13 protein-coding genes are annotated in these 13,320 nt (G+C 69.6%); 5 read left to right on the forward strand and 8 right to left on the reverse strand.

Features of this window, described 5'->3' with window-relative positions:
• Positions 1-16: 16 nt before the first annotated feature.
• From bioA to C882_RS09325, 6 genes are all read right to left on the reverse strand, one after another.
• On the reverse strand, positions 17-1,339 hold the full coding sequence (gene bioA / locus C882_RS09300) for an adenosylmethionine--8-amino-7-oxononanoate transaminase (protein WP_009540332.1): 1,323 nt from the start codon (positions 1,337-1,339) through the stop codon (positions 17-19).
• Positions 1,336-1,968, reverse strand: a complete 633-nt coding sequence (gene bioD, locus C882_RS09305; RefSeq protein WP_009540333.1) for a dethiobiotin synthase — start codon at positions 1,966-1,968, stop codon at positions 1,336-1,338. The genes bioA and bioD overlap by 4 nt, the downstream gene beginning before the upstream one ends.
• The gene (locus C882_RS09310; protein ID WP_009540334.1) at positions 1,968-2,756 is read right to left on the reverse strand and encodes a methyltransferase domain-containing protein; all 789 of its coding nucleotides are present in this window, start codon (positions 2,754-2,756) and stop codon (positions 1,968-1,970) included. The genes bioD and C882_RS09310 overlap by 1 nt, the downstream gene beginning before the upstream one ends.
• Entirely contained in the window at positions 2,749-3,375 is a 627-nt protein-coding gene (locus C882_RS09315; protein WP_009540335.1) for an alpha/beta fold hydrolase, read from the reverse strand. Before C882_RS09315 ends, C882_RS09310 begins: the two co-directional genes overlap by 8 nt.
• A complete protein-coding gene (gene bioF / locus C882_RS09320; protein ID WP_009540336.1) occupies positions 3,372-4,553 on the reverse strand; it encodes an 8-amino-7-oxononanoate synthase in 1,182 nt (393 codons plus the stop codon). Before bioF ends, C882_RS09315 begins: the two co-directional genes overlap by 4 nt.
• Before the next feature lie 87 nt (positions 4,554-4,640).
• Positions 4,641-6,035 (reverse strand): mechanosensitive ion channel family protein, encoded by a 1,395-nt coding sequence (locus tag C882_RS09325; protein ID WP_009540337.1) that lies wholly within the window; start codon positions 6,033-6,035, stop codon positions 4,641-4,643.
• A 162-nt stretch (positions 6,036-6,197) separates the two neighbouring features.
• Between C882_RS09325 and C882_RS23110 the strand changes: the two genes are divergently transcribed.
• Together C882_RS23110 and C882_RS09335 are read left to right on the forward strand one after the other, a co-directional pair.
• Positions 6,198-7,880, forward strand: coding sequence for a L,D-transpeptidase family protein (locus C882_RS23110; RefSeq protein WP_009540338.1), 1,683 nt, complete (start codon positions 6,198-6,200; stop codon positions 7,878-7,880).
• A gap of 185 nt (positions 7,881-8,065) precedes the next feature.
• Positions 8,066-8,620 carry a DUF882 domain-containing protein gene (locus C882_RS09335; RefSeq protein WP_201448354.1) on the forward strand — a complete coding sequence of 185 codons (555 nt, stop codon included), beginning with the start codon at positions 8,066-8,068 and terminating at the stop codon, positions 8,618-8,620.
• 91 nt (positions 8,621-8,711) lie between these two features.
• On the opposite strand, the gene C882_RS09340 is transcribed toward C882_RS09335, so the two are convergent.
• Entirely contained in the window at positions 8,712-10,082 is a 1,371-nt protein-coding gene (locus tag C882_RS09340) for a sodium-dependent transporter (RefSeq protein ID WP_052000097.1), read from the reverse strand.
• A 158-nt stretch (positions 10,083-10,240) separates the two neighbouring features.
• Here C882_RS09340 and C882_RS09345 point away from each other — a divergent pair, with 158 nt between their 5' ends.
• Complete coding sequence (locus tag C882_RS09345; RefSeq protein WP_009540341.1) at positions 10,241-10,660, forward strand: VOC family protein; 420 nt, start codon at positions 10,241-10,243, stop codon at positions 10,658-10,660.
• A gap of 5 nt (positions 10,661-10,665) precedes the next feature.
• Here C882_RS09345 and C882_RS09350 read toward each other — a convergent pair whose 3' ends face one another.
• Positions 10,666-11,157 (reverse strand): DUF192 domain-containing protein, encoded by a 492-nt coding sequence (locus C882_RS09350; RefSeq protein WP_009540342.1) that lies wholly within the window; start codon positions 11,155-11,157, stop codon positions 10,666-10,668.
• 554 nt (positions 11,158-11,711) lie between these two features.
• Between C882_RS09350 and C882_RS09355 the strand changes: the two genes are divergently transcribed.
• Together C882_RS09355 and C882_RS09360 are read left to right on the forward strand one after the other, a co-directional pair.
• Positions 11,712-12,515, forward strand: a complete 804-nt coding sequence (locus tag C882_RS09355) for an ABC transporter ATP-binding protein (protein ID WP_009540343.1) — start codon at positions 11,712-11,714, stop codon at positions 12,513-12,515.
• Entirely contained in the window at positions 12,512-13,282 is a 771-nt protein-coding gene (locus C882_RS09360) for an ABC transporter permease (RefSeq protein ID WP_009540344.1), read from the forward strand. The genes C882_RS09355 and C882_RS09360 overlap by 4 nt, the downstream gene beginning before the upstream one ends.
• Positions 13,283-13,320 lie beyond the last annotated feature (38 nt).

Genomic DNA, 13,320 nt, shown 5'->3' on the forward strand with positions numbered 1-13,320 from the left:
CAGTGCTCCGGCAAGGTCAGGAGGACAAGGAGTCGAGCGCACGATTAATGCCCTCGTAGGCGCGGGTCAACTGATCATCGCTGACGCAATACGGTGGCAAGAGATAGACCACATTGCCCAAGGGGCGAATGAGCAGCCCGTCGCGGATGAAGCTTTCCTTCAGCTTCGGCCCCACGGACGAGGCGTATCCGCCCTGCCCCTCGAGTACCTTGACGTCAAAGGCGGCGATGGTGCCCTGAAGGCGCGTGCGCTCCACCAGCGGGTGGCGGCCAAGTTCCTCCAGCCGCGCGGCGTGGAAGGCATTGATCCGCTTGCGCGCGGCCGTGCACTCGTCGGCCAGCAGCAACTCAAGGCTGGCGTTGGCTGCCGCACAACCCAGCGGGTTTGCGGTGAAGCTGTGGCCGTGCAGGAAGGCGCGGCCGATGCTGTCGTCCAGGAAGGCATCGTGCACGGCATCGGTGGTCACCGTCACCGACATGGGCAGGAAGCCCGCCGTCAGGCCCTTGGACAGGCAGATGAAATCAGGCTCGACGCCGGCTTCCAGGCAGGAGAAGACGCTGCCCATGCGGCCGAAGCCGGTCATCACCTCATCCAGGATCACCAGCACGCCGGCCGCCTTCATGCGCGCGACCATCGCCCGCAGGAATTCCGGCCGGTGCATCCGCATGCCCGACGCGCCCTGCACCAAGGGCTCGATGATGCAGGCGACCGTCTCGCCGCCGTGAGCCTCAAGGTGGGCGTCCAGCGCCGTCAGGGCCTCGGCCTCCTTGGCCTCGATGGTGTCGTCGCCGATCCACGTGGTGGGCACGGGCAGGATGTCGACGGGGAACAGCATCTCCCGCCAGGCATCGAAGAAGTTGCTGGAGACGCCGGCCGACATGGCGCCCACCGTGTCGCCGTGATAGCCGCCGTCGAACGCGATGAACCGCCGACGGTCGACATCGCCCTTGTTCAGGAAGTACTGGCTGGCGGCCTTCATCGCGACTTCCACGGCGGTCGATCCGTTGTCGCTGAAGAACACCTTGTTCAGCCCGCCGGGAAGAATTTCCGCCAGGCTCGCCGAGATGCGGATGGCGGGCTCGTGCGTGTGGCCGGCGAAGATGACGTGTTCCAGGGTCCGCGCCTGCTCGGCAATGGCCTCGGCCACGACGGGATGCGAATGGCCGTGCAGGTTGACCCACCACGAGGAAATCATGTCCAGCACCTCGCGGCCGCTCTCCTCCACCAGGACCGCGCCCTTGGCGGAGCGGATCATGACGGGGTCGGGCGCGGTCTGCGCCTGGGTGAAGGGGTGCCAGACGTGGGCGCGGTCCAGGCGCTTGAGATCCTCGGGGGTCATCGGGACAGGGCCTCCAGGGTCAGAAGGTTGGAAAGATCCGCCACCGCCTGGGGCGTCAGCGGGTCGACATGGGGCAGCTCCCCCAGGATGGGGCGGCCGCCGAGACGGATGATGGCGTCGCGGTTCATGGGCTTGGGCGGGCCGACCAGGATCACGCCCGCCACCTCCAGCTTGCGCCGGTCCAGCGCCTCCAGCGTCAGAAGCGTGTGGTTGATGGTGCCGAGGCCGGACCGCGCCACCACCACCACCGGAAGCGCCAGGCGCTGCATCAGGTCGAGCATGGTCGCGGTCCCCGTCAGCGGCACCAGCACACCGCCCGCGCCCTCCACCACTACCGGGCGGTCACGCTCAGGCAGGGTGGAGACGGCCTCAAGGTCGATGGAGGCGCCTTCCAGCATCGCCGCCTGATCGGGGCTGAGAGCGGCCTTGTAGGCGAGCGCGGTGGGCACGATGCGGTCCGGTCCGATGTCCGCCAGCGCCGCCACGGTGCCGGCGTCGCCCTCGGGCAGGTCGTCGGTGCCGCTCTGCACGGGTTTCCAGTAATCGGCGTTCAGCGCCCGGACGAGGCAGGCCGAGGCGACGGTCTTGCCGACGTCGGTGTCGGTGCCGGTGACGAAAACGCCGCGCATCACGCGCCCTCCCCGCCGTGGGGCGTCTTGCGGCGAATGCCGAACAGAACGTGATAGGTGGAATAGACCTGCCCGTCGACGGCCTCCAGCCGGCGCAGGATGCGGCGGAGCTGCCCGGCCGTCAGCGGCTCCTGGCCCTCGGCCCGGGTGTGGGCGCCGATGGATTTCAGGTCGCGCAGGAAGGCATGGCCCGAGGGGCTGGACACCACGGGCGAAAGCTCGTCAACGCCCGCACCCTCGCCCATCATCTCCGCCAGGCGTCCGGCGGTGGGATAGCCCCGGTCGAAGGGGTCGATACCGGTTTCCCGGGCCGCCGCGCGCCATTCATGGAAGGTGTCGGCGCCCAACGTTGCCAGTGCGAGATAGCCGCCCGGCTTCACGCAGCGCATCAGCTTCTCCACCGCTCCCGGCAGATCGGCGAACCATTGCGCGGCGAGGCTGGTGCAGACCAGGTCGAACCGCTCCGTTGGCGCGTCCGGGTTCTCGCCGTCCATGACGTGGGTGGAAACGTCCGGCAGCTCCAGCCGGGCCGTTGCGCGGACCATGGCGGGCGCGATGTCCGTCGCCGTCAGGTGCGGCTCCGGCAGGCGCTCGACCAGGGCGGCGGTGAGAAACCCGGTGCCGCAGCCGACCTCCAGCACACGCGGATGATCGGGCAGGCCGAGGCCCGAGACGCGCACCGCCAGGTCCTCGGCGATCAGGCGCTGCACGCGGGCAGCGGCATCGTAGGTTTCGGCCGCGGCAGCGGCATCGAAGCGCGCGGCGACGCGCTGCTTCCAGCTACTCATGGACAGGACGGGCCTCCAGGATGACGGCGGCGACCTCCGCCGGGTGACTGAGGGGCAGTAGATGGCCACCTCCGGCGACCATTCCAACCCCGTCGAAGGAAAAAGCGGCGCGGGCCATGGCGGGCGGAACGATGGGATCGGCGTCGCCCGCCAGCGCGACCGTGCCCGCCGGCGCCGGGCGGCCGTCCCCGTCGCGCAGAAGGTCCAGCCCCCGGGCGAGCCGTTCGGAATGCGGCGCAGCCCCGGCGGGGCCGGCGCCGCAACGGGCGCGGAACTCGTCGAGCACCGCCTTGGGCGTGGTCTCCAGGCGGCGCCTCATGCGCTCCACCATGCGCGGCGGCACGCCTTCGGGAAAGTCCGGCGCGGCGGCAAAGCGGGGAAAACCGTTGACGGACACCAGCCGGTCCCAGCGGCACGGGCGCTCCGTCAGCAGCCAGAGAAGGCCCATGGAATGCCCGACAGCCACGTCCACCGCCTCCGGAACATCCAGGCGGGGCGCGGCACCGAGAAAGCCGAACTCCACCGTGTGAACCACGGCGTCCGCCGGCAGCCGGGCGCGGACGGCATCCCATGTGGCGGCGTCGAAGCCCCAGCCGTGAACCAGCAGGATCGACGTCATGCCAACGCCTCAACGGCCGATATCAGTTGGTCCATGTCGGCGTCGGAGTGGGCGGCGGAGAGGGCGAAGCGCAGGCGGCTCGCCCCGGCGGGCACGGTGGGCGGACGGATGGCGACGGCCAGAACGCCGGCCGTTTCCAGCGCCGCCATGGCCGACAGCGCGGCGTCCTCCGTCCCCAGCACGGCTGGGACAATTTGCGTGGTCGAACCACAGCAGTCCAGGCCCCGGGCGCTCAGGACCGCCCGCAGACGATCGGCGTTGGCGTGGAGCCGGGCGCGCTCGGCCTCCAGCGTCGGCACAAGGTCGAGCGCGGCGTCGATGGCGCCCAGCACCGTCGGCGGCAGGGCGGTGGAGTAGATGAACCCACCGGCCTTGTTCACCAGCCAGTCCCGCACGGTGGACGAGCACGCCGCATAGGCCCCGAACCCGCCCAGCGCCTTGCCGAAGGTGCCCATGACCATGTGGATGCGGCCCGCCACCGCCGGATCGCACGTCAGCCCCCTGCCATGCGGTCCCAGCACGCCGGTGGCATGGGCTTCGTCCACATAAAGAAAGGCGCCGAACCGCTCCGCCAGGTCGCAGAGGGCAGGCAGGTCGGCACGGTCGCCGTCCATGCTGAAGACGCTTTCGGTGACGATGAAGCGCGGACCGGGCTCCCCCTCGCGCTTGCGCAGCAGGTCTTCCAGGTGCGCCATGTCGTTGTGGCGGAAGCGGATCTGCCGCACGCCGGCGGCCTTCAGCCCCTCGTGCATGGAGGCATGGGCCAGCCGGTCGACGAAAACCAGCGGCGCCTTGCCGGCGACGTCGGGCATCAGCAGCGCAGCCAGCATGGCCTCGTTGGCCTGATAGCCGGAATTGAGCACCAGCGCGGCCTCGGTGCCCTTGAAGGCGGCCAGCTTGTCCTCCACCGCCGCATGGGCCTCCAGCGTGCCGCAGACCAGGCGCGAGGCAGTGGCGCCCACGCCCATCGTTTCGGCCCAGGACCGCGCCCGCTCGATCAGCAGCGGGTGGCGCGACAGGCCCAGGTAGTCGTTGGAAGACACGTTGAGCAGCACCCGGCCGTCGCGTTCCACATGGGCGGCATCGGCTGCCGCCACCGGCCGCGTCACGCGCCGCCGGCCCGCCGCCGCCAGGGCGTCGAGCTGTTGGGACAGGCGGTCCAGGTATGCGGTCGTCATGGCGGGCGGTCGCCTCGGGCCGGTTCCGATCGGGGGCAACGGATTAGCAGCCCCGCCCCCCGCCCGCAAGACCCTTCGGGTGAACCATCAGGAACCGTGCTGTGTCCCGGCGGTGTCGGCCGGTTCCATGACAACCCGAACGGGCTCGCGCAGCTTGATGTCACGGTGCGGGTACGGAACCTGGATGCCTTCGGCCTTGAAGGCGTCCCACACCGCCAGCAGAACCTGGCCGGTCACGTTGACCACGCCGCCCGGCGCGTCCTCGATCCAGAAACGCAGGATGAACTCCAGCCCGTCGTCGCCGAAGGCGGTCAGGTGGCACACCGGCGCAGGCTTCTCCACCACCCGGCCGGGCTTGGCCGCCGCCTCCACCGCCAGCGCGCGGACGCGGTGCGGATCGGCGTCGTAGGTGACGGAAAAGGGCACCTCCAGCCGCACGTAGTTGTCGGTGTGCGACCAGTTGACCACGCGGTTGGTGATGAAATCCTCGTTGGGGATGAGGATTTCCTTGCGGTCGCGGGTGACCAGCGAGACGAACCGCGCCTGCATGCTGACCACCCAGCCGAAGGTGCCCTCCACCTCGATCACGTCGCCGGGCTTGACGCTGCGGTCCATGAGCAGGAACACGCCCGACAACAGGTTCGCCACCACCCGCTGCAGGCCGATGCCGATGCCCAGGCCAAGGGCGCCCGAGAACACGGCCAGCGCCGTCATGTCGACGCCGACGGCGGTCAGCGCCATCACCACAGCCAGGGCGATCAGGCCGAACCGCAGCAGTTTGCCGATCAGGACGCGCGCCGAAGGGCTGAGGTCGGTGACGGTCTGAAGGCGCCGGTCCACCACCTTCACCAGCAGCGTCGCCGCCCACAGCAGTACGCCCAGCCACAGCGTCGCCTGCACGAACAGCAAGGCCGACAGACGGAACTCGCCGGCCTGGATGGCGATGGCGTCCAGCACCGTCACCGCCGCGCCATAGAGCCCGGTGATGTCCAGCGCCGCCACCGTCCACACCACCACCGACACACCGCGCCGCGCCAGGCGCGTGCGCAGGATGGACGTGGCGACGCGGATGACGATCCAGGCGGTCAGAAGGCTCGACAGGACGCCCAGCGCACGGGCGTAGTCCACCGGCGCGAAAACCACGATGGCCCGGCCGGCAAACGAGATGAGAAGCACGAAGATCAACAGCCGCAGCTGCTTGGTCAGCGTCCAGGCAAGCCGTTGCAGAGGCCGGATGCGCTTGAGCCGCACCACCAGCCGCTCCGCCGGGTGGCGCAGCAGCTTGGCCAGCACGGTCGCCACCAGCCAGGCCGCGCCGGCGATGATGACCTGCCAGGCCACCGCCGCCGTCAGGATGTGCTCCGTCAGCCAACCCAGCACCTGCCGCGCCCAGCCCTCGGCCTCCGCCCAATCGGGGACCGGCAGGGTGTCCAGCGGCTGGATACGGTCGGCGGGGGGCAGCAGTCGTCCGTCGTCGGCCAAGAGGCCTCCATGAGTGGTGCGCACGATCTTTCCATCATACACAATTCACGACGATTTGATCGGGATCGTGTGCACTGCGACGGCCGGCTCTGCCATAATGTGTGAGCGCATGCACATGCAGGACCGTTACGCAGCTACCTCGTTCGACCACGGAGGCGCCTCATGCCCGCCATATCTCTTTCCCGCGCCGCCGCCGTCGCCCTGCTGATCGGTGTTGCGCCCGCCATGCCCGTGCTGGCCGAAGCGCCTGCCAATGCCGGCGTGGCCGAGACCACCGGGCTGAGTGCCGCCTCGCCCCTGCTCGCGCCCGACCGCCCCACCGTCGCGCCGGCGCTGACCGACGCACATGAGGCGGTGCGCACCTTCTATGCCCAGCGCCTGGACGCGCCGGTGTGGCACGATGCATCCGGCTGGAAGCCGGCCGCCGCCGCCGCGCTCAAGCTGCTCCAGGACGCCGACCGCCACGGCCTGCGCCCCGCCGACTATGTTCCGGCCGAGGGTGCGGCGCTGATCCAGGCACCGCCCACCGACCGGGCCGACGTGGCGCTGACGCGCGGCGTCCTGCACTACCTGCGGGACGTGACGGGCGGCCGCATTCCCGCCGCCCAGCGCCCCGGCCACCGCTACCCCCACGGCATGCCGGATGCACCGCAGGCCGCCGCCGCCCTGCTCGTCGAAGCCCTGGCGGCGCCGGACACGGCGGCAAAGCTGGCCGACATGATGCCCGACCACCCGCAGTATCCGCGCCTGATGCGGGCGCTGGCCGACCTGCGGCAGTTGCGCGACGCCACCGGCGGCTGGCCGCACGTGCCCGACGGACAGACCCTGCGCGAGGGCGACGTGGATCACCGGGTGCCGCTTCTGCGCGCCTCGCTGGTGCTGCACGGCGACCTGGACCCGACGGCCGCATCGACCGGTGAAACCCTCTACGACACGACGCTCGCCGGCGCGGTGGAGCGCTTCCAGCAGCGTCACGGCATTGCGGTGGACGGCGTTCTCGGGCCGGACACGCTGCGCACGCTGAACGTGCCCATCGGCCAGCGCATCGACCAGACCGTCGCCAACCTGGAGCGCCTGCGGTGGGACCCGGCGCCGCCCGTCATCGGCAAGTTCGTGGAGGTCAACGTCCCCGACTACACGCTGACCGCCTACGACAACGGCGAGGCGGCGCTGTCCATGAAGGTCGTCGTCGGCACCAAGAAGAACAAGACGCCGCTGTTCACCGACTACATGGACGACGTGGTGCTGAACCCCACCTGGACGGTGCCCCGCTCCATCGCCGCCGAGGAAATCCTGCCGCAGCTGCGCGCCGACCCGGGTTACGTTTTCGGCGAGAACATGAAAATCTATGCCTCCTGGAGCCGCAGCGCGGGCGTTGTCGACCCCTTCTCCGTGGACTGGTGGAACGTCAACGGCCGCACCATGCCCTACCGCTTCGTGGAACGGTCGGGGCCGGGCAACGCGCTGGGTGTCGTGCGGTTCTCGCTGAACAACGACTTCGCCATCTACATGCATGACACCCCGGCCAAGAGCCTGTTCGCCCGGCCGCACCGTTCCTTCAGCCACGGCTGCATGCGGGTGGAGGATTACGACCGGCTGCTGCAGTTCGTCGCCGGACCGGCATACCGGAGCATCCGCGCGAAGCTGGACACCGGCCGCACCATGACCATCCAGCTGCCCGAGCCGGTCGACGTGCGCGTCACCTACCGCACGGTCTGGCGTGACGACGCCGGCCGGCTGCATGTTCGTCGCGATGTTTATGGAAATGACACCGAGGTTCTGCAACGCCTGCAAGAAGAAGGACGCCAACTTATCGCGCTCAAGCCGCAAGACCCACAGGACTAGCAGGTGAAGGCGCCGTTTCGGCTTCTTCAAGTGCAATGTTTACTTGATCGAAACTCCGGGGCCCTCATACTCTGTCGCAGTCAGAGGCCGCCGCACAACAAGGCGGCCCAGGCGCTGAGAGACGAGAGAGAGCAGAGAGGGACCCAATGTTCCGATTCCGGACCGCCCAGGCGGCCCGGCCGGACATGAGCCGCCGACGCGTGCTCACCGGCCTTGTGGGCGCCGCCGCCGCCACCGCTGTACTGCCCGCCCTGTCCACCCCCGCCATCGCCGCCGTTCCGCGCATTCCCGCGGATGTCGGCCGTCTGAAGTTCAAGAACCTTCACACGGGCGAAATGCTGGACGTCACCTACCGCGAGGAAGGGCACTACCTTCCCGACGCGCTGGGCGAAATCAACCATATCCTGCGCGATCACCGCACCGGCGACATCTACGAGATGGACCGCGAATTGATGGACCTGCTGACGGACCTGGCCGCCAGCGTCGACCGCCCCATGGGCACCTTCAACATCATTTCCGGCTACCGCTCGCCCAAGACCAACGCGACGCTCGCGGCCAAGAGCAACGGCGTGGCGCGGAAGAGCTACCACATGCGCGGCATGGCCATCGACGTCTCCATGGACGGCGTCGACCTCATGGACCTGCACAAGGCCGCGCTGCGGCTCAAGCGCGGCGGCGTCGGCGACTACCCCCGTAGCGGGTTCATCCACGTCGACACCGGCCGCGTGCGCAGCTGGTAGATCCCGCCCCCGGCGTCCGGGAGCGACAGACAAGGCGGCGGAGCCCGGTGCACCGCCGCCTTTTCCATGTCCGCCGTCCCGTCTGCCGCTGTCAGCCCGTCGCCCAGCTTGCCGCCAGCAGCAGGCCGACCGGCAGCGGCGCCCAGCGGCCGATGGTCACGGCGGCGCGGGACACCTTCGGCGGCGTGCGCTCCATGACTGTCGCCCAGCGCTTGCCCGAGAGCGTCCACGCCAGCAGCGCCGCCCCCACCAGGCCGGACACAACGACCACGCCCGAGCCGGCGATGCTGTCCACGGCGTCCAGCACCGGCTGCCCGCGGACCTGCCAGCCGGGTGCGGCGTAGCTCAGCGCGGACGGCACGCCCAGCACGGCAATGGCGGCCATGCCCAGCCCGACGGCGCTCCGGTTGCCGAGGCCCCAGCGGTCGCTCAGGGCGGCGACCACCACCTTGGCCCCGGCGATGCAGCTGGAGAACGCCGCGAAGAAGAACAGGCCGAAGAACAGCGGCGCCACCCACGCCCCGGCGCTCATCTGGTCGAAGGCCTGGGGCAGCACCTTGAAGGCAAGGTCGGAGCCCGCCGCGGGGTCAAGGTCGAAACGGAACACCAGCGGGAAGATCATCAGGCCCGCCAGCAGGGCAACCATCACGTTGATGCCGGCGATGGCGCCCACCGACCTCACCACCCGGACCCCGCGCGGCAGATAACTGCCGTAGGTGATCAGGTAACCCTGGCCGATGGTCAGCGAGTAGAAGGCCTGCCCGAAGGCCGCCGCCCATATGTCCAGCCGGCCCAGATGGCCCATGTCCGGCCTGAACAGGAAGCTCACCGTCTCTCCGGCGGTGCCGTTGCTCAAACCGTAGACGGCAAGCCCGAGCACGGTCGCCACCAGGATCGGCACCAGCACCTTAGTGAACCGCTCGATCCCCGCCAGGCCCGCGGCGAGCACCACGCCGACGCCGGCCGTCACTGCGAGCAGGAACCACAGCGATCCGTAGCCCTGGGTAAAGGTGGAAAAATCGGGCGCGCCACCGGCCAGCGAATGGCCGGCGTAGGCGGCCGTCCAGCCGGTGACGACAAAATAGTAGCTGTTGATCACCAGCGTCAGCAACACCACCCCCCAGCCATAGATGCCGGCAAGGCGCGAGATGCGGGCGTAGGTGGTGACCGAACTGCCGTGCGCCAGCCGGCCGGCGGCGATCTCCAGGGCGGCGAACGGCACCCCGACGCAGACCATGGCGATCAGGTAGGCCACGAGGAAGGCGCCGCCGCCGTTGTCGCCCAGGATGTAGGGGAAGCGCCACAGGTTGCCGAGCCCGACACCGGCCGCCGCCGTCGAAAGGATGAAGGCGCGCTCCGACGTCCACTCCGGGCGCTCGCTGCGGTGGGTGTCGGCCGTGACACGCTCGACCTCAGCGGTTTCCGCCTGGGGCGACCGCTGCTTATCGGCTTTTTCCGTCATGCGGGTCTGCTGGTCCCTGAACCGGGGTGACTGGTGAACAACCGTGCCCGAAACGGTGGAAACGGCACGACCGTTCACAGTGGCTCTTTCGCCCGCCCGCCGCCCCGCGTTACAAGGCGGAGGAACGTCCCCACAGCCCTGAAAGAGGCCTGAGACCGATGACCGCCGTCACCCCCTTCCACCTCGCCTTCCCCGTCACCGACTTGGACGAGGCGCGCCGCTTTTACGGCGAGCTCATGGGCTGCCCCGAGGGCCGCTCCAGCGACGAGTGGATCGACTTCAGCCTGTTCGGCCACCAGATCGTCGCCCACCTGGCGCCCGATACCGGCCGCGCCCACCACAATCCGGTGGACGGCCACGCCGTGCCTGTGCCGCACTTCGGCGTCGTCCTGCCCTGGGCGGACTGGGAGGCCCTGGCCGCCCGGTTGAAGGAAGCCGGCGTCAAGTTCGAGATCGAGCCCTACATCCGCTTCAAGGGCAAGGTCGGCGAGCAGGGCACCATGTTCTTCCTGGACCCCTTCGGCAATGCCCTGGAGTTCAAGACCTTCAAGGACATGGACCAACTGTTCGCCAAGTGAGGGCGTTACCGCCCCTGGGTGTTCTCGAAGAAGGGATGACGCACCGTCATCCCTTTTTCTATGCCCATCTCCCGCGCCAGTCCGCCGCCGATTTCCAGGACGCCGACCGCCAGGCCGTCTGGTCCGCGCGGTGTCTCGTCGTGGGGCTGGGCCTGGCGCTCGATGTGGACGATTTCGCCGCGCCGGTCCATGAACAGCATGTCCAGCGGGATCAGCGTGTTGCGCATCCACATGCGGATCTGCGACGGGCGTTCGTACTGGAACAGCATGGCCCGGTCGCGCGGCAGGTGGTCGCGGTACATGAGGCCGATGGCCCGCTCCCCGTGGTCGTCCGCGATCTCGGTGGTGAAGGTCACCGGCCCGTCAAGGGTCTCCACCACCACCGGCTCTGTCGGCAGCGCCTGCGGCTCGGCAGCCTGCGAACAGCCGGCCGGCAGCAGCCCGGCAGCAACCACAAGAACGGCGGCAAGGGCGCGCGGAAGGCGGGTACGGGCCATGGGCAGGTCTCCTTGAGCGCGCCTCCGTGTCGGCGCGAGAGTGGTTTCCTTGGACGTTACTTGAAAGATGGGCGAGGACTCTTGGAGATGACACGGCCTCGTCACGGTGCTTTTACAGCGTCTACTATGGCAATCGGGACGCGAACTTGCTATAGTGGGTCTTGTCGATGGGACGCCGATCATCCTCACCTCCGCGACGGCGCCGCCACCGGCCGAAGACCAACCGCCAGAGGGTCCTCACCCTTCCCGGCGCGTGTGACCGACCCGGCCGGAAAGTTAGCCCCTTTCACCGGCCGGACGGGGAAAGACGGAAACGCCGCGTGGCAGCCTGCGCGGCGTTTCTTCTTTTTTCCAGTCCGCTCCCGACCTTACAACCCAGCGCCACCGCCGCCAAGCGCCGCCACTTGACCGGGCCCGTGCGGACACCCATAGTCATGCCACCACCGGGGGGAGCCGGCGTATCCGGCTGAGAGGTCTCCGTCCTCGGGAGACGACCCCTAGCATCCGCTGGAACCTGATCCGGTTAGCACCGGCGTAGGGACGTGTGAGGACGTATGACACCCGACGACAGCGCCCGGTCAGGCGCCCTGCCCTTCACCAAGCCGTCATCCGCCGACACCGCGCCCGAGGTGCGGGTCCATGCCGCGCGCCTGGACTGGCACGGCGTGCCGCTGTTCGACGCCCTGGACTTCACCATGCCGGCCGGCCGCTGGACATGCCTGCTGGGGCCGAGCGGCGTCGGCAAGTCGACGCTGCTGCGCCTGATCGCCGGCCTTGCCCCGCCGCATGCCGACAGCCGCGTGACCTGCGGCACCGGGCAAAGCCTGGAGGGACGCGTAGCCTACATGGCGCAGACCGACCTTCTGCTGCCCTGGGCGACCGTCCTGGAGAACGTCATGCTGGGCGCCCGCCTGCGCGGCGAAAAGCCCGACACCCGCCGCGCCCGCGATCTGCTCCAGGCCGTCGGCCTGCACGAGGCGGCGGACAAGCGCCCGGCCGAACTGTCGGGCGGCATGCGCCAGAGGGCGGCGCTGGCCCGCACCCTCATGGAGGACCGGCCGGTGATCCTCATGGACGAGCCGTTCTCAGCGCTCGATGCCGTCAGCCGCTTGCGCCTGCAGGATCTGGCGGCGCGCGCGCTGGAAGGGCGGACCGTGCTGCTGGTCACCCACGACCCGCTGGAGGCCCTGCGCCTGGGCCACCGGGTTCACGTGCTGTCCGGCCGTCCCGCCCGCCTGGACGCGCCGCTGACCCCCGAGGGGCCGCCGCCGCGCAAGGCGACCGACCCGGCGCTGCTGGCCCTGCACGCCGACCTGCTGGCCCGCCTGGAAGCCGCCGACGCCGAGGTGCCGTCATGAGCCGCGACGGCCTCCAGCGCCTGGGCCGCACGGTGGTGACCGTCGCCGTGCTGCTGGGGCTTTGGCAGATCGCCTTCCACCTGACCGGCGAGCGCCGCTTCCTCCTGCCCTCTCCGGCCCAGACGCTGGAGGTGCTGGTGGAGCGCCACGTACAGATCCTGGAGCACGCGGGGGTGACCTTCGCGGAAATCCTGCTCGGCCTCGGCCTCGGCTGTGTTCTGGGCGTCGGCACGGCCCTTCTGCTGGCGAGCTTCCGTCCCGTGCGGCGGTGGCTGATGCCGGTGCTGGTGGTCAGCCAGGCCATCCCGGTCTTCGCCATCGCGCCGCTGCTGGTGCTGTGGCTGGGATACGGGCTGGGCAGCAAGGTCGCCATGGCGACGCTGATCATCTACTTCCCCGTCACCGCCGCCTTCTTCGACGGCCTGCGCCGCACCGATCCGGGATGGATGGACCTGGCGCGGGTGATGGGCGGCGGGCGCTTTGCGACGCTCCGCCACATCCGCCTGCCCGCCGCCCTGCCGGCGTTTGCCTCGGGCCTGCGGGTGGCGACGGCGGTGGCGCCCATCGGCGCCGTTGTGGGCGAGTGGGTGGGATCGTCTGCCGGCCTCGGATACCTCATGCTGCAGGCCAACGCCCGCATGCAGGTGCCCATGATGTTCGCCGCCCTGTTCGTGCTCGCCGTGTTCGCCGTCGCCCTTTACACCGCCGTCGACGTCCTGCTGCGCCGGGCCCTGCCCTGGGTGCCGGACGATGGTCGCACATCTTGAAGACCGATTATCAACCATTTGTTTTCACGGAGTTTTTC

The sequence above is a fragment of the Caenispirillum salinarum AK4 genome (assembly GCF_000315795.1).
Lineage (GTDB): Bacteria > Pseudomonadota > Alphaproteobacteria > Rhodospirillales > Rhodospirillaceae > Caenispirillum > Caenispirillum salinarum.